Below are 18,436 nucleotides of genomic sequence, written 5' to 3' on the forward strand. Positions count from 1 at the left end.
AATGACTAATGACTAATGACTAATGACTAATGACTAATGACTAATGACTAATGACTAATGACTAATGACTAATGACTTCTCCTACAAACGCGGCCGCAATCCGTAATGACGGTAACGCCAATAATCTTGTAAAATTATCTCGTGATCGAAACACAATTGTGCAGGAATCTGCCAAGATTCAAAAATTTGTAAATTTTTAGCATCGTCGGCAGCTTGAGGTTGGCCCGTTGCCACAGCCAAGAATACAATACTAATAGTATGCTGGCGCGCGTCGCGATTCGGGTCAGAATAAACGTAGAATTGCTCGATCAATTCTACATTCAAACTCGTTTCTTCTAAAGCTTCGCGTTTGGCGGCCGTTTCTACCGATTCCCCGTAATCGACAAAGCCGCCGGGAATTGCCCAGCCGTAGGGAATATGGAGACGTTCTATCAGGACTATTGGTCGGTGCGGGCGATCGGTCAATTCAATGATAATATCAACTGTAGGAGCGGGATTTCGGTAATTCATTTTGTTGGGAATTGGGAATGGGGCATCGGGAATCGGGAATCGGGCATTGGGCATTGGACATTTGGTATTAATGATTTTATATGTAACAAATAACAAATAACAAGTAACCGTCAACCGTCAACCGTCAACCGTCAATCGTTAATCGTCAACTAACATTATGCCTAAGTGGCTGGGAAAAGTTTTAGGTATCGGTACGGGTGCAATCCTCATACTAGGTGCGACTGGATACTGGTATGTTTTTATTGCCGGAGCACCTCAGTTAGACCCTCCGAAAGTAATAGTAGATGCCAACTTAGATTTTGAACTCAAAACATATAAAAGTGCAGCTATGAATTCAGAGCGCACCTACGGCTTAATTTTACCGCCTGGGTACGCAAAAAATTCCAAACAGCGCTATCCAGTGATTTTTTTGCTGCATGGCGGACACGGAGACGCGCGCGCTTATCAAGACAAAGCTGCTGTTACTTCTGTACTTCACGATTTATATAAAACCAAAAGATTGCCGCCGTCAATTATCATTACTCCTGACGGAAACGACAAGCGGGGTACGAGTCCTTTGTGGGACCCGCAGTATTTTGACGGGCCCAATGGTCGGGTTGGAACTGCGATCGGCTCCGAGTTGGTTCAAATCGTAAAATCGCGCTACAGAACGCAGCAAGACCCCAAATTCTGGGCAATGGGAGGACAATCTTCGGGGGGTTGGGGAGCTTTTAATATTGGTTTGCGTTACTTGAATAATTTTAATATTCTGTTCAGCCACAGCGGTTATTTTACCGACCAAAGTGGCCAGGCTAACAGTCCTAAATATTTAGTGGAAAAAATTTCTGTTAAAGATAAACAGCGGTTGCGGGCTTATTTGGATGCTGGGGAAGAAGACAAGGAATTTCTAATTTCTACGCAACAGTTTCACGAACAATTAAACCGTTTGGGTGTTGCTAACGAATTTAACAAATTTCCGGGCGGACACGGGATTGTTGGCCCTGATGTCGGTTGGAATTATTGGCACAAGCATTTAGCCGATTCATTGAGTTATGTGGGAAAACAGTTTAAGATATCACTGGCTGCACAGAAAAATTAGAAATGTGAATTGTTTCATTCAAAAAAGCTATAATTGGACTCTGGTTTGCATTGTTTTTAACTGGATTGGTAGGAGTGAACGTAGGGTGCGCCACCAAGAACAACTTTCGCCCCGCAACGCCAGATTCAAGGAGCGACGCACCCTACAACTTATAACTTAAGTAAACCGTATTCTAACTTAAGCTCCTCCTACAGTTTTCTCTCCTGTAAGTTGCGAGAGCGAAGGAGGCAGAGCCTCCGGATCTGCATTACCAGGCAGAGCCTGGTAACGAGTAATGTCTTAGCCCCCCCGAAGTCGCGGGGGGGTTGGGGGGATAAGATATAGCGCTATTTTATGAAATTGGTATAACGCTCACTCCGCGCTAACAGCCAAACCAGAAACCACAGGCGCGATCGCATTTAACTTCAAAACAGGATGCTCCCCTTCCACCTGCCGGCAATTCCAGTCATTTCTAAACAGCAAAACCGGCCTTCCCCAAGTATCTTTCACCGTCACCGTATTAAACAGCCGTCCAACCTTAGCCAGCGCATCCCAACCGCCATCAACCCAACGGGCTACACTGTAAGGCAACATCTCGATCGTCGTTTCCACATTGTATTCCGACTGCATTCTGAACTGCACCACCTCAAATTGCAACTGTCCTACTGCTGCCAAAATTGGTTCGCGTTTCGACTCGTCAGCCGAATACATAATTTGTACTGCGCCCTCTTCTTGCAACTCGGAAACGCCTTTGCGGAACTGCTTAAATTTAGAAGGATTGGGATTTCTCAAAACAGCAAAAAGTTCCGGTGAAAAACAGGGAATTCCTTCATATTCCAGTTTTTGCCCGGTGTAAATAGTATCGCCGATCGCAAAAACCCCCGGATTGTTCAAACCGATCACATCGCCCGGATACGCAACTTCGATCGACTCCCGATCCTGAGCAAATAACTTTTGAGGCCTTGACAAACGCACCGTTTTACCAGTGCGAGCGTGAGTCACGTTCATGTCCTTTTCAAACTTGCCCGTACAAACCCGAATAAACGCTACGCGATCGCGGTGTCTCGGATCCATATTTGCTTGCAATTTAAACACAAACCCGGTAAAATCTTCGTAAGTTGGCGGAAGTTCCCCGACGCTGCTGTTGCGGGCGATCGGCTTCATCGCGTAATCTAAAAACGCATCCAAAAACAGTTCTACCCCAAAATTGCTCATCGCGCTGCCAAAGAAAACCGGAGTCATTTTCCCAGCCCGAACCAAATCTAAATCCAGTTCAGTTCCCAACTCATCCAGCAGTTCCAACTCTTCTTTAAGCTGATAGTAAAGGTCTTGTTCTAACAAATCCTCAATGCGCGGATCGCCCAATTCAATGACGGTATCAACTGCCGCGCGAGAACCGTGTTTAGTCCGCTCGAACAAGTGAATTTTGCGCCCTCTGCGGTCAAAAACACCCTTAAAGCGATCGCCCGTACCGATCGGCCAATTTACCGGATAAGTCTGTAAGCCCAATTCCTTCTCAATTTCGTCCAACAAATCCAAAGGATCTCTGCTAGGGCGATCGAGCTTATTAAAGAAAGTAAAAATAGGCAGACGTCGCAACTTACAAACTTCAAATAACTTGCGAGTTTGCGGTTCCAAACCCTTAGCAGCATCCTCAAGCATCACCGCATTGTCAGCCGCCGCCAGAGTTCGATAAGTATCTTCGCTAAAATCTTGGTGTCCCGGAGTATCGAGCAGATTAATGTGATAATTTTTATACTCAAACTGCAAAACAGTAGAAGTAATCGAAATTCCCCGCTGCTGTTCCATCGCCATCCAGTCAGAAGTAGCGTGTCGCTGGGCCCGCCGCGCTTTCACAGAACCTGCTTCGTGAATTGCACCTCCGTAAAGCAGCAGCTTTTCTGTCAAAGTAGTTTTACCCGCATCAGGGTGCGAGATAATGGCAAAGTTGCGCCGGCGCTCTACAGCAGTTAGCAGTTCAGTTTCGAGTTCTGTTGTCATCACAAAGTAAGTAGGGGAATCATCACCCGATCGCCATTATAGCCTGTGCTAGAGTTGCTATAGAAGGTAAAATTATCAGTAAAGTCAAGGAAATACAAGTAATATGTACGACTCCGACAAGCGCAAGCTGCTATCACTCGTGTGTCACGGGGCAATTTTTTTCAGTACGTTAGTGTTCTCGATCGGAGCGCCGATCGCAGTATTGTTAGTATCAGATGACCCCGTTGTCAAAGAAAACGCCACAGAATCGATCAATTTTCACCTGAATGTATGGTTGTACGGTCTGATTCTGGTTCCACTATCTTTTGTGACACTTGGCTTAGCAGGCTTGATAGGTTTCGCAATTCACTGGGGACTAACAATCATGGCCATCCTCCACATTTTGCAAAATCCCAACCAACCTTACCGCTATCCTTTTATTTTCCGCATAGTTTAGACAGTAAATCGCGCTTCACCATCGATTTAAATAACCCGGTTTTTTCAGAAACCGGGTTTTTAATTGTTTGCTAAAAGAAGGAAGAAGGAAGAGGGGAAGTTCGGCAACGGATTATGTAACGGATGTAACGGATGTAACGGATGTAAAGGATGTAAGTTTGTCGGAAGAAGGAAGCAGAAATAAAGAAGAATGAATAAGGAATAAGGAAGAGGGAAGAAGGAAGCAGAAATAAGGAAGAATGAATAAGGAATGAGGAAGATTTGTACGGGCGGGTTTAGCCAACAACTTATGATACAAATCAGTATATAATCCAAACCAGCCCTCATCCTTTCATGGTGCTTTACAAAACATAAATTGTGCCCAATTTCCAATTTCCAATTCCCAATCCCCAATGAAAACTGACTACTAAGAGGGCGGGCACGCACCATCCACCGCCCCTACCAACTAACAACTGACAACTGACTACTAACAACTGACTACTAACTACTGACTGATTCCCAAACTTTATCGCATTTCAGCAACTCTAGCAGTCTCTGGTGTCACAATCACCTCTTTAGCATTCAACTTTAGATTCAATTCGCGAATCCGGCGCGACAGCAAGCGAATGATATTAACAGCAATTCCCGGCGTTTCATCGATCGCATCATAAAGCTGCATTTGAGTCAGCATCAAACACTCCGATTGTTCCAGAGTAGAAATAGAAGCCGATCGAGGTTCCGCATCAAACAGCGACATTTCCCCGAAACAAGCCCCCGCCTTCAACTGTGCCAAATCGCGATCGCCTATATGCACCCGCACCGTTCCCGATACCAAAATATAGAGCGATCGACCTTCCTGTCCTTCCGTAAAAATCCTATGCTTGGAAGGAAACGAAAGTTCATCCATTACCGATGCTAGACGCACAAGAAAATCATCTCGCAGTTCCTTAAAAATCGGAACTTCCCTGACAAACAATAGGCGTTCGACGCTAGTTAACATAATGAGATGCAGTGATTTAATTAAACTTAAAAAGGGGAAGGAGAAGGGGAATAAAAACTGTTGACTGTTGACTGTTGACTGTTGACTGTTGACTGTTGACTGTTGACTGTTGACTGTTGACTGTTGACTGTTGACTGACAATAACAACTGCCAACTGCCCACTGCCAACTAACAACTAATGTTACCTTTTTCCCCCAGCGCCCAACTCTGCCATCATCTCTTCAACTTGAGCGAATACCAAACGATCGGGGTCATTTTGCAGCCTCGGCAACAATTCGAGCAAAGCTCGCGGCGAAGCTATTTTCAAATAGGCTAACACTGCTTCGCGAACAAAACCCGTCGGGTGTTGCAGACATACGAGAGTTTGTTGAGCCGTAAGACTCCAGCGCGCCTCCTTCGCCAAATGAAAGCAGCAAGCCAAGGCCCAATCCGAAAGGAAGTGGCGCAATTCTAGCAAGCGGCGCAAACGATCGCTAGGAGTTAGAGGTTTGTAAACCATCAATTCAGAGAGATTGGTCAACTTTTCTCTTTCCGAGTGCTGATCCAACAAATTGATCAGCGATCGCTTCCTAACTATATCCACAGTATTGTCAAGAATTTCCAATCCCCTAGCCACCATAGAAGGTTGGCCCGAAGCGATGTTGAAAGCAGCAGCTTGTACCGTGTCCAGCGGATAAAGAAACTTCATCAACAAAAAACACCGATCCTTAGCATCAGACTCCAACCCCGCCAAAGCTCGCTGCAACAATTGAGCCGTATCATTCGGAGGTATCGCGGCGCTGTTAGGATCTCGATCGGAAAACTTGTCATAGGTCGTTACCCCAGACAAATCTACCAGACCCGCATAAATTTGACCGATAAACATCAACTCCTGTTCGATAAGAGTTTCCAAGCCGCTGCGGCCGATGCGGTCTAGAACCCCTTCTATCCCCGCTTCCGAAGGCATTTTCAACAGGATGCGGAGGATGTTGCGCCTCGTAGTTCCCCAACCAGTCATCAAATTGCTGACCAAAATGTCGATCGCCTCAACAGTCCCAATTTGACCCAGAGCCGTCCAAGCTTGCAACCTGACCAAATCCGGCTTGTGGATATCCTCAGCCAAATACACGAGCAAAGGAATCGCATCGTTGTGAAGTTTGACTATAGCCTGCAAAGCCGCTTCCCTAGTCGATTTGTAACCTAGTCCTCGCAGCAGCGAAGGATAATATTCTTCCGAATGAGTAGACGAAATCACGTCTAACAGAGCGCAGCGAACTCGCAGAGATTCATCTTGCAACAGATTCGGGATGTACAGCCGCAGTCCTTGCAAATAATCAGCCTCTCCCAGAGCGCGCGTCCCCATCACCCGTTCTCGCTCCAGCTTGTTCGTCAGCATTTGGCGCAGCGTGTTAGTAGCCTCTGCTTTTTGCTGGCGATCGCCCCTTCTCATAATTAAAGCAGCCGCCGTACCCCGCACCACCGGATCGACATTCTGCTGCAAATAAGGCCGCAAACTGTCAATATTCGGTTCAGCCTCCGTCAGCCAGATGTAGCGCAAAGCCAAAGCCAGCACCTCCGGCGGCAATGGTTGTTGCGAGAGTGCGCGGACAAATTCTAAATATGCGGGGTTCGGGTGTTGCAGCATAGTTTCCAAGCTCTGGCGCTGCAAAAGTGGCGAAAGCGAATCCAGAATAGGTGCGAGAACTTCTCCGACATTTTTGGGGTCAATTTGCGTCAGCAGTTCTATACAAGAGCGCTTTTCATCTTCGCCCCCCGGCTGTTCTAGAGTTTCCACCACTGCGCGCTTGAGAGCTTTGAGGTCAACATCTGTCACGCCCAAGCGCCCGCGTTCGGCACTTTTGACCAACAGCCCTACGTATTGAGAGCGGATCAGCCACACCACAAATACCCACACCAGCGCCAAAACTACGATCGTACCGATGAATACCAAGCTTTGCAGGTCGTGAAATGCGCTTTCGGTTTCGTGGGGGAGTATCTTGTCTGTCACCCACAGCATCACCAGGATAACTACGCCTGTAGCTCCGCAGGACAAAGGTTCGCCCACACCGTTGACCAGAGTTTGAATGCCCGATCGAATATTGTCGGGAATCGGTTGAAATAACACCGGGCTAACAGTTTCCAAAAGCGTGTAGTGCAGCAGTTCGTCTAAAAATCTCAGCAATATTAGCCCGATAAACACAGATACTAGCTGACCGAGGGATGCTCCTAAAGTCAGCACCCCCAGAATAGCAATGCCCGCCGGCAAAATCATCGCCGTCACGAATACACCGATTCGTTCTACCAAGCGGCTGGAAGCAAACCACTGAGTCGCCACTTGAAACAGACCTTGTATACCTTCGTAAATGCCCAGGAAGCTAGCAATCCAACTAGCTCCGCTCGCTCCGTCCCCCGGGTTTTGGTATTCTAACTGGCTATAGAATTGAAAATCTACCAGCACGTAGACGACTTCTGCCAGCACGAAGAAACTGACTAGAGGTATCGCGTATTTTTGCAGAGGCCCAGTAACTTTGCGGGCGGTAAATTCTTGTTGGTCGTCTTCGTCGTCGTCATCTGTCCACCGAGCAGTTTCCGGGAATGCTTGGCTATATTTTTCCGTGAGGTAGTACAGCAGCAACGAGCCTGCCGCCACCATCAACCCGGATATTAGGGTAACGTTTTTGAGTTTGACTACGTAGAGCAAGACTGGCAGAGAAAATCCGCTGACTACTCCAGCTACTAGATAGCCGCTGCTGACTAACGGATAGGTGCGCTTGATTTCTCGAATGTTAAAAAGTTGATTGGAAGTTATAGAAGTATTGAGGTCGTTGAGGACATAGCAAGCTTCTACCCACAGCCACATCAAAAAAATAGTAATAAAAGCGATGCTGATGCCAGCTATTTTAGTATTTTCGTAGCCGATGCCGAATCGAAACAAAAATAGCGGTACCGACATCATTGCCATCACAACTACGACGGTGCGCCTCAGCGGCAGGATTTTTTGCATCCACGAGTAGACAAATCCCAAACCAGAACCGATAAAGGCGCTGGCTATATAGATATAGGGCATTTTGTCTGCACCGAATTCGTCTAAAAACAAACCTACCGTGCTCAATTCCAGCCAGATCAGCCCGACGGAGGTTAGAGTGTAGACGAGGAACATCAGTAAGGTTCGCTCTAATTCTTCCGATCGCAAGTTGAGCGATCGCAGCACTCCCTGTCTTGCTCTGGCGATCGCGCCCATTTGAAAATTTTCCATTTCTGGTGCGTTAATATTTCGATTTTAGATTTTAGATTTACTTGCGGCTCGGTGAATGTGAGAGCGAGTACAGGAGTCTAAAATTTTTGTTTTGGCGCGTCCGCGACTCCTGTGGCAAACTTCTATCCGTTTTGGGGCGGGGCGATTAATCCACCGTCACCAATCTTTGACTCTTGACTGATGACTGGACTTTTGCTCTCAGATCCTGTCCGATCGATTTGCGTCACAAAAACGGTTCGTAGTGCGTCAGTCATTGTCCGCTATTGGGTTGCGTCCTGGTGTCCGCACTACGAACCAATCTTATGTTTGTAAATCGACCGGACACGATAGCCAAGCTTGTAAAGAGCAGGCTCGATGCCTGCTGAACAATGGCATAGGTCTACTGATGACCGATCGCCCTATTACTGTTTTTTGGGAGACAGCAGCATCATCATACTGCGCCCTTCCTTTTTCGGGGCTTGCTGCACTTCGGCGATTTCCTGCAAATCTGTGGCCATGCGCTTTAGCAAGTCCTCTGCTAGGTTGCTGTGTTGGATTTCCCGACCTCTGAACATGATCGTGGCTTTTACTTTATCTCCAGATTTGATAAAGCGGTCTGCTAGCTTGAGGCGCACTTGGTAGTCGTGTTCTTCAATTTTGTAGCGCATCTTCACTTCCTTGACATCGGCAGTGTGCTGCTTCCGCTTGGCTTCTCGCGCTTTCTTTTCCTGCTCGAACTTGTACTTCCCGTAGTCCATTACCCGGCATACGGGCGGGTCAGCTTTGTCGCTGACAAGTACCAGGTCGAGTTCTTTTTCTTCTGCCAGACGGAGCGCTTCTGCGGGTGTCAATATCCCTAGTTGGCCGCCGTCGGTATCGATCACCCGGATTGTGGGGTATCGAATGTTTTCGTTGATCTGGGGTAGGTTGCGATTTTGTCTTCTTTCAATCACAGGCATGAATGTTTTTACAAGCAGTAGTTTAATAGCGAAGTTTCTTGATAGTTACAGGCTTGATCGGTCAATATTTCACTTTTTCCGATCGAGCTATTTGGCAAGCTGTTACCCTTACCGGACGTACTACCGCGCCCTGTATGCCTTCAGCTTCATCGTTAGGGCATACTTGAACCGAATCGTAAATGAATTCTTACAATACTTGCTATTCTACTCACTCTCGCTGAGTTTCGGCGTAGTTTTATTTTAACTTCATACTATATCGTCCGTTCCCATACCAGACTGAGCGCCAAACCGTAAAAAATGCCCGGTAAATCCTTAAGGATGAGGTAAAACGGCTTTTTTGACCCCGCGGCAACGGGTGTTACCAGTCCCCAATTCCCCTGATTTGCCTTGTACAATAGGTATAACCAAGTGTAAATTTATGTTGCGAGCTGAGGCAAAATTGACAAATTCTCTACACTGGCACCAACGGGTGGGCACTCAACGAGACTGGGTGTGGCGGGGTTGGCAAACTCGATACACTTATTTGCGGCCGGCTTTGGGGCGAAATCCAGGGGCGATCGAATTTCAAGACTCTGCAGCCGAACCCATCGCCTCCACCACATCGAGAACACCGATTATTTTACTGCACGGGTTTGGAGCTTCGATCGGCCACTGGCGGCAAAATCTCGCTCCACTAGCCCAAAATCACACGGTTTACGCCTTAGATTTGTTGGGTTTTGGCGCTTCCCAAAAAGCTCCCATCGACTACGACGTGTCTTTGTGGGTCGATCAAGTTTACGATTTTTGGCTGACTTTTATCAGAGAGCCGGTCATATTGGCAGGAAATTCGATCGGCTCGCTGATTTGTCTGGCCGCGGCGGCCGCTCACCCGGACATGGTGGCCGGCACGGTGGCGATCAGCCTCCCAGACCCATCTGTGCGAGCCGAGGCGGTGCCCGGATGGCTGTTACCGGCGATCGAATCTATAGAAAATTTATTTGTTTCTCCGATCGTACTCAGGCCTTTGTTTTCTTTAGCCCGCAAGCCTGCCATCGTCCGTCGCTGGGTTGCCTTTGCCTACGCCAACCCCGGAGCTGTTAGCGACGAATTAGTTGAAATTCTAGCAGGGCCTGCGGGCGATCGGGGAGCCGCCCGCGCCTTCTGTGCTTTATTTAAAGCTGTAGGTAGTGCAAAATGCGGCCCTGGTGTCAAGACTGTGTTGCGAAATTTAACAATCCCGATGCTGTTAATTTGGGGAAAACAAGACCGGATGATTCCGCCTCGCTTCGCCAAACCCCACCAATTTGTCGAATGCAATCCGAGTTGTGTAGAGCTAGTTGAATTAGATAATGCCGGCCATTGTCCCCAGGATGAATGCCCGGAACAAGTAAATCAAGCAATTTTGGACTGGATGGGCCGGAACTTTGCCGCCCGTGGCGATCGATCTTTGCAACACAGTTAATTTAGATAGGGGGCGGTGCGTTGCTAATTAACCCACATTATTTGCAGGTATCGATATCCTGGATCGAGAATAAGGTTGTCACAAGTCGATCGCACCCGGTGAAATGACTTTACACAACTCTGGAACTAACCTCAACAACTTTTTAGGCAAGGGGCGACTCTTACCGGAAAGCAAGTCTCGGTCTTTCTGCGATCTTGCGTCCGATCGATTAACATAGCAAAAATGGTTAGCGATCGCGCGATCCCTTGGTAGTACCGTTAATTGATCGCACGCGATAGGAGTTCATCAAAAAACCCGGTTTCTCACCACTCATGGTATTTTTACGAACATACCTCCGCTGTAGTCCCTAGAGCCTGTAAAAAGTTAAGCACTTACGCATCAACACCACAGAAACCGGGTTTTTATCGGGATTAAAGGTCTAGATGCAGTATTTTTGCCTGTCAAACCAGGTTTCTCATCACTGCTGCGTCTAGGGCTAAAACTAAGGTTTGAAGGTACTGATGCGTCCCAGACTGTTTTGTTGACGATCGCCTTTTGGGAAACTCAGGCATTGACACAATCGTCGCGATCGTGTATCTTCTCTAACTGGTAGTATTATATACAAGTTATGCAGTTAGTCGAAAGGCAGGTCATCAAACCAAATCACAGGTTTTATCCAGAAGCCGACCGACAGTTTTTCCAGTCCAAAAATCACAACTGCGATAACTATATCTACCGTCAAAACTTTTTCCCCCGTCAACCAATCAATGCTCTGACGGTCGATCGTCCGCGATCGAAGAGTATCGGTGACAAAGCATTGCCCGCCCTGGTGACACAAAACACTCTCCAGTTACTGCAAAAAGCATGGATTAGCTATCATAATGTCACCGGGTATGGCGCGGGCGATCGCCAAACTAAATTTCCAGAAGCACCCAAAATCCCTTACTATAAAAAATCAAGAAAAACCAGATATCGGTGCCGCCATGTAGTTGTATTTAACTGTCAAACAGTCAGGGGAAAAACTTTCGCAAAAGGATATGCTCCTTTGCATGAAACTAACATCTTCATGTATTCAAAAGTAACTTAAATCTGGGAAATCCTGATTGTTCCCGAGGTAGGTTGTTAATTAGTCAGAGTGCTTGATTAAAAGTTAGAACAAAACGCAACTATCAAAGGGATTACTACCCTGGATTTAACGAACTGTGCCCCTATGAAAGACCGAAGAAATCGCTCCTAAGAAAAACCGTAAAAATCTCCATTCTAACTTGTGATAAGTTCAGGAAAAACCTGGTTGATTGTTGATAAAAATATAGCAACAGCGCCAGACGGTTAGGACGTTTGAAATTACTGAAAGCCTGGGTTTTCTTAATTATTCCTTGGGTCTTGTTAATTATTCCTTCTTCTATAAATACCTTCCCTTGTGCCAACAATTTCTCAGTCAGCTTATAACCGATCGCCCCCAAGTCTGCTGGAAAGTAAAAAAATGCCAGAATTTGGCATTGGGCTGCCTATTAACGGCTAAAAAAGTCAATTTGGCCAACAACTGACGGCCCGGACATCCCTGGTCGGCTGGCGGCTAACTGCTGAAAGCCGATCGGGCAAACAGCACCCTTCCAGCTTTTAGTAGTAACGCAAACGAGGAAAAAACTGTCGTGAAATTCCACTGGCTACTACCGAGTTTCTTAAGTGTATTTTTGCTCGCCGGAGCCGCCGAAGCAGCCCGACTGCAATCTTGGCGGTTTGATGCTTCAGAGAACCGGCTCTACATTAGAACAGAGGGGGGAGTGCAACCCAAGGCTCAACTGATTTTCAACCCGACGCGCTTGGTAATCGATTTGCCGGGAACGAGTCTAGGCCGTCCCTCAGTCAACAAACAGCTCTCAGGGGCGATCGAATCGGTGCGGGCAGGACAGTTTGACAACGATACAACCAGAATTGTAGTCGAACTCAAAGACGGGTTTACTTTAGACCCCCAACAAGTAAAATTCCGGGGGATTTCTGCCAGCGAGTGGACAGTAGATTTACCCGCACCGACGCGCGGCCAAAGTCAAAATCCCATTTCCGAACCCGGGGGAGAAAGGTTATCGGTTGAACCTTCAGCAGGCGAGCCCCAGTCTGCAGAAGAAACCGTAGTTCAGAACGTTCAACTGACAGCAGACGGTTTTTTAGTCCGCACTGCTGGCGGCCGCCCCCAAATTAATTTTGAACAAAGTCGCGCCGGAGACATCGCTACCCTGGATATTGAAGGAGCTACTTTAGCTCCGGGCGCGGGCGGCCAACAGCCTCAAACTAACGGCCAGCTCGGTGTCGAGAGGGTTGAAGTCCGGCAACTGCCAACAGACCCGCCCGTTACCCGCGTGACTTTGCGGCTGAAGGCTTCTAATACTCAGTGGCGCGCGTCTGTGAACAATTCCGGCTCGGTTGTGCTGTCGCCGGGGGGTACGATTGCGCCAATCCTCAGCCGCTCCCAGCCCGTAGCTGTTGGAAGACCAGAGCGAGCGGCTTTAGCAAGAGTTCTGTCGATCGACTTAGCCGATAATGACACGCAACTGGTGGTGAGAACTGACCGCCAAATCTCTTATACCAGCGGGTGGGACCAGTCGTCGAGAGCTTACTGGCTGAGAATTTCTTCTAGTTTCCTGGCGGGGCAAATTCCTCAGCTTGGTGCCAACAGCCCTGTATCGTTTACTGCCAGTCAGGAAGACGCGGAGACTGTGCTGATTTGGGTGCAGCCCCGATCGGGGGTAGAGGTAGGCAGGGTGACGAGACCGGGCCAGCAGTTGCTGTCTTTGCAGTTGCGATCGTCCAATGCTAGCGCCCCGCCGCCTTTGACTCGCGATCCAAATCCGCAGCCATTACCGAGAAGGACGATCGGATCGGGGGATTTGCCCCAATCCAACCGCCGCGTCGTGGTGGCGATCGATGCGGGGCACGGCGGCCGCGATCCAGGTGCAGTCGGGATTGGTGGCATTCAGGAGAAGGAGATTGTTTTAGATATCTCGTATCAGGTGGCGAGGCTGCTGGAACAGCAGGGCGTGCAGGCGGTGATGACTCGGACTGACGACAGCGAAATCGACCTGGAACCGAGAGTTTCTTTGGCGGAACGGGTGAATGCTACTTTGTTTGTCAGCATTCACGCTAATGCGATTAATATGAGCCGGCCGGATGTTAGCGGGATTGAGACTTATTATTTTGATAGCGGGAAAGATTTAGCCCGGGTGATTCACGCCAGTATTTTGGACGGGACGGGGGCGACTGACCGCCGGGTGCGACAGGCAAGATTTTATGTTTTGAGGAAGAGTTCTATGCCTTCTGTTTTGCTGGAAGTCGGTTTTGTCACGGGTGCTGAGGATGCTGCTAAACTTTCCGATCCGGCTTACCGCAGTCAAATGGCGGCTTCGATCGCTCGCGGCATTTTAGTTTATCTTCAACAAAGATAATGGTTAGTAGTCAGTGGTCAGTGGTCAGTAGTCAGTAGTCAGTGGTCAGTAGTCATTAGTCAGTGGTCATTAGTCATTAGTCAGTGGTCAGTAGTCAGTAGTCAGTAGTCATTAGTCATTAGGGAATTGTTAGCTGTTGACTGTTAACTGTTGACTGTTAACTGTTAACTGTTGACTGCCAACTACCAACTGCCAACTACCAACTGCCAACTACCAACTGACTACTGCCAACTACCAACTGCCAACTACCAACTGCCAACTGCCAACTACCAACTGCCAACTACCAACTGCCAACTGCCAACTGACTACTACCAACTGCCAACAGACAACTAACTATTAACAAATGACAACAGACAACTCTGGACAAAAAAGAATCGGTATTTTTGACAGCGGTGTGGGCGGTTTGACTGTTTTGACGCAGTTATACGAACAATTGCCGAACGAATCTATACTTTATTTTGGAGATACGGCGAGGCTTCCTTACGGGACTCGCGCAGCTTCGGAAATTGTGCATTTTGTCCGGGAAATTATGGCCTGGCTGGTGGAGCAGGAGGTGAAAATGGTGATTATGGCCTGCAACACCAGTTCTGCTTTGGCGATGGAAATGGTGCAGGCTGAGTTTGATATTCCGGTGCTGGGAGTAATTCTGCCGGGGGCGCAGGCTGCGGTGCAGCAAGGCAAGCGGATCGGGGTGATCTCAACTCCGGCTACGGCTGCTAGCAATGCTTATCGAAATGCGATTTTGGAAATGGATGCGGATTGTCGGGTATGGCAGGTTAGCTGTCCGGCTTTTGTGCCGCTGGTGGAGCAAAACCGGATTCACGATCCTTATACTTATGAGGTGGCTCGGGAATATTTGGCTCCTTTGATTCAGCAGCGCATCGATACGCTGATTTACGGCTGCACTCATTATCCGCTGTTGGCTCCTGTGGTGCGATCGCTTTTGCCTGTTGGGGTGAATTTAATCGATCCGGCGGTGCGGGTTGTGGCTGCTGCTGCTAGAGAGTTGGAGGTTTTGGGGCTGCGGAATTCTGGTACTGCGCTGCCGACTCGTTTTTGCGTGAGCGGGCTTCCTGAGCAGTTTGCGGATTTGTCGGTGCAGTGGCTCGGCTGTACTCCTGCGGTTGAAAAGATATCTCTGCCGACTGTTGTTCGTAGCGAAGCGGGGCGTAAGCCATCGCCCGTATCTATGGAATCTGTCGAATAAGCTGGAAAATTGCTCGATCGCGCGACACAATCGCCGAAATCTTCAATCTAAAATCTTACCCTCCAAAACCCTAGGGATTTGGGGGGTTGAGTTTTTGCTGGGAACATTGCAGCTAGCGATCGAACATCGATGTGTAATAAGATTTAACAAAAGCTTTGATGAACAATGCAAATAATGTCCTCTATCTGCTGGAGATCTTCAGCCTTGAACCATGTCACCGTATATATCGCAAGCAGTGTTACTTGTAGATGGCTATAACATAATTGGACTTTGGCCTCGACTCCGAGAGAAGCGCGATCGCGACGAACTCGAAACAGCCCGCCGCGAGTTGATTGAGGCTTTGGTTAACTACAGCGCCGTACAAGATTTTGAAGCTAGACTCGTGTTTGACGCTCAGTATCGAAACACTCCCAGCGTTAAAGAAATTATTACTAAAAATTTATCTGTGCACTACACTGACTTCGGTCAGACAGCAGATACTTATATTGAAAAGTCTTGTGCTAATTTGCGCTACGAGTTGCGATCAGTCAAAGGCAAAAGCCGAATGATTGTCGCCACCTCCGACAGAGCCCAGCAATTAACCGTAGTCGGCTACGGTGCCGAATGGATGTCCGCCCAACAACTAGCGGCTGACGTAGAATCCACCGCCCGCCGCAGCGAGCGCCAGCACAAATCTCGCAAACACAATTCCAGTCGCTTTCTGGCCAATTCCCTCGATCCAGAATCGCAGCAGCGCCTCGCCAGAATGAGAATGGGGCTGCATTAGCGTCCCAAACCCGCTTGCTGCATGAGAAAAAAAAACTTTGCAAAAGGCCTTGCCAAATCGAATAGGTTCAGCTACTATTAGTAATTGTGGATGACAAAAACCACGCAATCCTCGGTAGCTCAGTGGCAGAGCGATCGGCTGTAATGAATGCAAGCCTTTGGCATCAACCAAAAGCCCTAGTGACATAGCAGCTTTATCCGGTAACGGGTACTGAAAAATCGGGTGAATTCAAGGAAACCGCAGCACTTCGGGTGGCGGCAATCTTGAGCCAAGTCTGGCGAAAGGCAGCGGTTTCGATCGCAAGTAGCCGGAAAGGTGCAGAGACTAGAGATGAGGAGCCTAACCAATAAATCTCACAGCGCCCGACATCCCGCGACAGATGATAAGTCTGCGTTTTAGGGATGATGAAATAGTCCGCGCCCTTCGGAAACGTTGGGATAAGTGTAACCGATTGGTCGTAGGTTCAAATCCTACCCGGGGAGTTAGTAAAAGTCTGAAGTTGGAAATTTCCAGCTTCAGATTTTTTTTGTTTTTATTTTCTACCAGATTCATACAGCGTATTCCACCTACAGGGAATACGCTGTATGTCAACCGCTTCTTACTCCCCATCGAAATATTTGGTTTTCTCGATCGAGTTTTTGGGCAGCCGTTTATTTAAGGTAAATCCGTCATCAAGAAAATTTGTAAAAGTATAGTTTTTCCCGATCGGTTTATTCATCGTAGGGTGTCCCCGAAAAAAGCTGTTTGAGTTAGATCGAGTAGGTGGGTGACGCACCCTACGGAATACTAAACATCGCGTTCTGTTCGCACCCAATTAGTTTGCCGCTTCAGGAGAAAACCCAGATACAAAGGAATTTTCCACAGGATATAAAACGGTACGGATAATAGAGTTGCGCCGGAAATGTCGGCACGGCCAAATTTTCCCCAAGCACCGACAATGGAAACTAAAATTAGCAATCCTTGTACTGCTAACAAGATAGCAGGAATCGCGGATGCTCCGATAATTGCTGCTACTATGGAGGCGGCAAAAGCGGCTAGCCAAATGGCAACTAAAAGCGATAGGGGAGGGACGGATAAGTCAAGAGCGATCGCCATTAAGTCAAAACGCTGTTGCTCGATCGAAGCTGTCGCCAGCCTGGGAGTCTGAGTTAGCAGCGTCTGGATGTGTCCGTGCTCCCATCTGGTTCTTTGACCTTTAGCTGCTTCCTGCTGCTGCGGTAAACACCCTGTGACTCTGGCTTCGGGGCAGAATACGGTTGGATGTCCGGCGATCGCCAGATCCAAACTCATTTGCATATCTTCCACGATATTGCCGCTAGCTAAAGGAACATCTCGAATGATTAGCCAGGGAAAAGCCATGCCCGTACCTGTTAGCAATGACGGGAATCCTAACTGTTTTAATCCGCTGGGGCGGACTAGGTTTTTCACGAGAAATGCTAAGGCTGAAATCGAATCTTTGGGGGTAGGATCTGGCGGCTGTTCCATTAAATATGTGGCCTGCACCGGTCTTTGTTTGGCCATTGAAACGCGGGCTAATGTTTCTATGGAATCTGACTCGCAGATGCAGTCTGCATCAACCATAATGACTACTTCTGGAGGGTCTGAGGCGATCGACTGCAAGCCAAAATCCAGCGCGTATCCCTTCCCCTTGCGTTCTGTGTCGTGGCGCTCGATCGCCGTTGCACCGAAGTTGCGGGCGATTTCTGCCGTAGCATCCGTGCAGTTGTCAGCAATGACTAACAGGCGGTCTTGAGGTGTTAGCTGCGGCAGAATGGTGGAGATAGTGGCGGCAATTCCTGCTGCTTCGTTGTAGGCGGGAATTAAAACTGCTATTTTGGGACGGGGTTCTTTGGTTTCGTCTGTGGGGGCGAGGTTAGACAGGAAAGCTGCACTGCATTCTAGAAATAGAACTGCAACGGGAATTAGCAGGATTAGGGCGATCGTCAAAAGTACAACATTAACAAATAGCAACGGTAGCTGATTTATTTCCACAATTCTAGCACCTTAATTTAATTTAATTTGCAGCGGTCATTGAATTGACTTAATCAAATTTAACCTCAGTCAACTCAGCGATCGACACTATAGCTTTTCAAGCGAAAGATGAGGTACTATGCGACATAGGGCATAGGGCATAGGGCATAGGGCATAGGGCATAGGGCATAGGGCATAGGGCATACCTCACTTTTTTGATAACCGCTATATCTAACTTATAAGATACGAAAACATCACCCTTATTAGGTTTGTAGCAAGGAATGCGAATCCGTTCCAAGAGAGGACTTTAGTCCTTACTACGAACTAATTTGATTGCAATTGTTCGTTCCAACATGATATCATATCATGTCGATTCTTACCATTTTAAGTAAATCACTTAATTAAACCTCAAACAGACCCAAAATTGAAAAACCCGGTATTTCAAAGAAACCGGGTTTCGGGTTGTTTAGCTTTTAA

At 47.9% G+C, this 18,436-nt stretch carries 16 protein-coding genes; 9 read left to right on the plus strand and 7 right to left on the minus strand.

Going from position 1 to position 18,436, the window contains the following annotated elements; translation table 11 throughout:
- Nucleotides 1–81: 81 nt before the first annotated feature.
- A complete protein-coding gene (locus tag QUB13_RS24220) occupies nt 82–510 on the minus strand; it encodes an NUDIX domain-containing protein (RefSeq protein ID WP_194008549.1) in 429 nt (142 codons plus the stop codon).
- 157 nt (nt 511–667) lie between these two features.
- Here QUB13_RS24220 and QUB13_RS24225 point away from each other — a divergent pair, with 157 nt between their 5' ends.
- Nucleotides 668–1,588 carry an alpha/beta hydrolase gene (locus tag QUB13_RS24225; protein WP_333385864.1) on the plus strand — a complete coding sequence of 307 codons (921 nt, stop codon included), beginning with the start codon at nt 668–670 and terminating at the stop codon, nt 1,586–1,588.
- A gap of 351 nt (nt 1,589–1,939) precedes the next feature.
- Here QUB13_RS24225 and prfC read toward each other — a convergent pair whose 3' ends face one another.
- Nucleotides 1,940–3,568 (minus strand): peptide chain release factor 3, encoded by a 1,629-nt coding sequence (prfC, locus tag QUB13_RS24230; RefSeq protein WP_333385867.1) that lies wholly within the window; start codon nt 3,566–3,568, stop codon nt 1,940–1,942.
- A gap of 103 nt (nt 3,569–3,671) precedes the next feature.
- On the opposite strand from prfC, the gene QUB13_RS24235 reads away from it, so the two are divergent.
- A complete protein-coding gene (locus QUB13_RS24235; RefSeq protein WP_333087018.1) occupies nt 3,672–4,004 on the plus strand; it encodes a DUF4870 domain-containing protein in 333 nt (110 codons plus the stop codon).
- A 67-nt stretch (nt 4,005–4,071) separates the two neighbouring features.
- On the plus strand, nt 4,072–4,197 hold the full coding sequence (locus QUB13_RS24240) for a hypothetical protein (RefSeq protein ID WP_333385872.1): 126 nt from the start codon (nt 4,072–4,074) through the stop codon (nt 4,195–4,197).
- Nucleotides 4,198–4,508: 311 nt separating this feature from the next.
- Here QUB13_RS24240 and QUB13_RS24245 read toward each other — a convergent pair whose 3' ends face one another.
- The 4 genes from QUB13_RS24245 to infC all read right to left on the minus strand — a co-directional run bounded on the left by QUB13_RS24245 (nt 4,509) and on the right by infC (nt 9,155).
- Nucleotides 4,509–4,982 (minus strand): Crp/Fnr family transcriptional regulator, encoded by a 474-nt coding sequence (locus tag QUB13_RS24245; RefSeq protein ID WP_333385876.1) that lies wholly within the window; start codon nt 4,980–4,982, stop codon nt 4,509–4,511.
- A 181-nt stretch (nt 4,983–5,163) separates the two neighbouring features.
- On the minus strand, nt 5,164–8,217 hold the full coding sequence (locus QUB13_RS24250) for a HEAT repeat domain-containing protein (protein ID WP_333385880.1): 3,054 nt from the start codon (nt 8,215–8,217) through the stop codon (nt 5,164–5,166).
- Nucleotides 8,218–8,339: 122 nt separating this feature from the next.
- Nucleotides 8,340–8,471: a hypothetical protein gene (locus tag QUB13_RS24255; RefSeq protein ID WP_333385883.1), complete on the minus strand. Its 132-nt coding sequence runs from the start codon at nt 8,469–8,471 to the stop codon at nt 8,340–8,342.
- A 147-nt stretch (nt 8,472–8,618) separates the two neighbouring features.
- Complete coding sequence (gene infC, locus QUB13_RS24260) at nt 8,619–9,155, minus strand: translation initiation factor IF-3 (protein ID WP_194008541.1); 537 nt, start codon at nt 9,153–9,155, stop codon at nt 8,619–8,621.
- A 418-nt stretch (nt 9,156–9,573) separates the two neighbouring features.
- Between infC and QUB13_RS24265 the strand changes: the two genes are divergently transcribed.
- The 6 genes from QUB13_RS24265 to QUB13_RS24290 all read left to right on the plus strand — a co-directional run bounded on the left by QUB13_RS24265 (nt 9,574) and on the right by QUB13_RS24290 (nt 15,988).
- Nucleotides 9,574–10,596, plus strand: coding sequence for an alpha/beta fold hydrolase (locus QUB13_RS24265; protein ID WP_333385886.1), 1,023 nt, complete (start codon nt 9,574–9,576; stop codon nt 10,594–10,596).
- A 607-nt stretch (nt 10,597–11,203) separates the two neighbouring features.
- Nucleotides 11,204–11,662 carry a hypothetical protein gene (locus tag QUB13_RS24270; protein ID WP_333385889.1) on the plus strand — a complete coding sequence of 153 codons (459 nt, stop codon included), beginning with the start codon at nt 11,204–11,206 and terminating at the stop codon, nt 11,660–11,662.
- 565 nt (nt 11,663–12,227) lie between these two features.
- The gene (locus tag QUB13_RS24275) at nt 12,228–14,015 is read left to right on the plus strand and encodes an N-acetylmuramoyl-L-alanine amidase (protein WP_333385892.1); all 1,788 of its coding nucleotides are present in this window, start codon (nt 12,228–12,230) and stop codon (nt 14,013–14,015) included.
- A gap of 171 nt (nt 14,016–14,186) precedes the next feature.
- Nucleotides 14,187–14,348: a hypothetical protein gene (locus QUB13_RS24280; RefSeq protein ID WP_333385895.1), complete on the plus strand. Its 162-nt coding sequence runs from the start codon at nt 14,187–14,189 to the stop codon at nt 14,346–14,348.
- 10 nt (nt 14,349–14,358) lie between these two features.
- Nucleotides 14,359–15,222: a glutamate racemase gene (gene murI / locus QUB13_RS24285; RefSeq protein ID WP_333385897.1), complete on the plus strand. Its 864-nt coding sequence runs from the start codon at nt 14,359–14,361 to the stop codon at nt 15,220–15,222.
- Between the two features lie 211 nt (nt 15,223–15,433).
- Nucleotides 15,434–15,988, plus strand: coding sequence for an NYN domain-containing protein (locus QUB13_RS24290; protein WP_194008536.1), 555 nt, complete (start codon nt 15,434–15,436; stop codon nt 15,986–15,988).
- A 786-nt stretch (nt 15,989–16,774) separates the two neighbouring features.
- Here the strand turns inward: QUB13_RS24290 and QUB13_RS24295 are convergent.
- Nucleotides 16,775–17,980: a glycosyltransferase family 2 protein gene (locus tag QUB13_RS24295; RefSeq protein ID WP_333385900.1), complete on the minus strand. Its 1,206-nt coding sequence runs from the start codon at nt 17,978–17,980 to the stop codon at nt 16,775–16,777.
- Nucleotides 17,981–18,436: the final 456 nt, after the last annotated feature.

The sequence above is a fragment of the Microcoleus sp. B4-D4 genome, assembly GCF_036705185.1.
Classification (GTDB): Bacteria; Cyanobacteriota; Cyanobacteriia; order Cyanobacteriales; family Microcoleaceae; genus Microcoleus.

Bases quoted from the DNA above. Each gene is read 5' to 3' on its own strand.
- QUB13_RS24220 (WP_194008549.1), bottom strand. From the start codon at position 510: ATGAATTACCGAAATCCCGCTCCTACAGTTGATATTATCATTGAATTG.
- QUB13_RS24225 (WP_333385864.1), top strand. From the start codon at position 668: ATGCCTAAGTGGCTGGGAAAAGTTTTAGGTATCGGTACGGGTGCAATC.
- prfC (WP_333385867.1), bottom strand. From the start codon at position 3,568: ATGACAACAGAACTCGAAACTGAACTGCTAACTGCTGTAGAGCGCCGG.
- QUB13_RS24235 (WP_333087018.1), top strand. From the start codon at position 3,672: ATGTACGACTCCGACAAGCGCAAGCTGCTATCACTCGTGTGTCACGGG.
- QUB13_RS24245 (WP_333385876.1), bottom strand. From the start codon at position 4,982: ATGTTAACTAGCGTCGAACGCCTATTGTTTGTCAGGGAAGTTCCGATT.
- QUB13_RS24250 (WP_333385880.1), bottom strand. From the start codon at position 8,217: ATGGAAAATTTTCAAATGGGCGCGATCGCCAGAGCAAGACAGGGAGTG.
- QUB13_RS24255 (WP_333385883.1), bottom strand. From the start codon at position 8,471: ATGACTGACGCACTACGAACCGTTTTTGTGACGCAAATCGATCGGACA.
- infC (WP_194008541.1), bottom strand. From the start codon at position 9,155: ATGCCTGTGATTGAAAGAAGACAAAATCGCAACCTACCCCAGATCAAC.
- QUB13_RS24265 (WP_333385886.1), top strand. From the start codon at position 9,574: ATGTTGCGAGCTGAGGCAAAATTGACAAATTCTCTACACTGGCACCAA.
- QUB13_RS24270 (WP_333385889.1), top strand. From the start codon at position 11,204: ATGCAGTTAGTCGAAAGGCAGGTCATCAAACCAAATCACAGGTTTTAT.
- murI (WP_333385897.1), top strand. From the start codon at position 14,359: ATGACAACAGACAACTCTGGACAAAAAAGAATCGGTATTTTTGACAGC.
- QUB13_RS24290 (WP_194008536.1), top strand. From the start codon at position 15,434: ATGTCACCGTATATATCGCAAGCAGTGTTACTTGTAGATGGCTATAAC.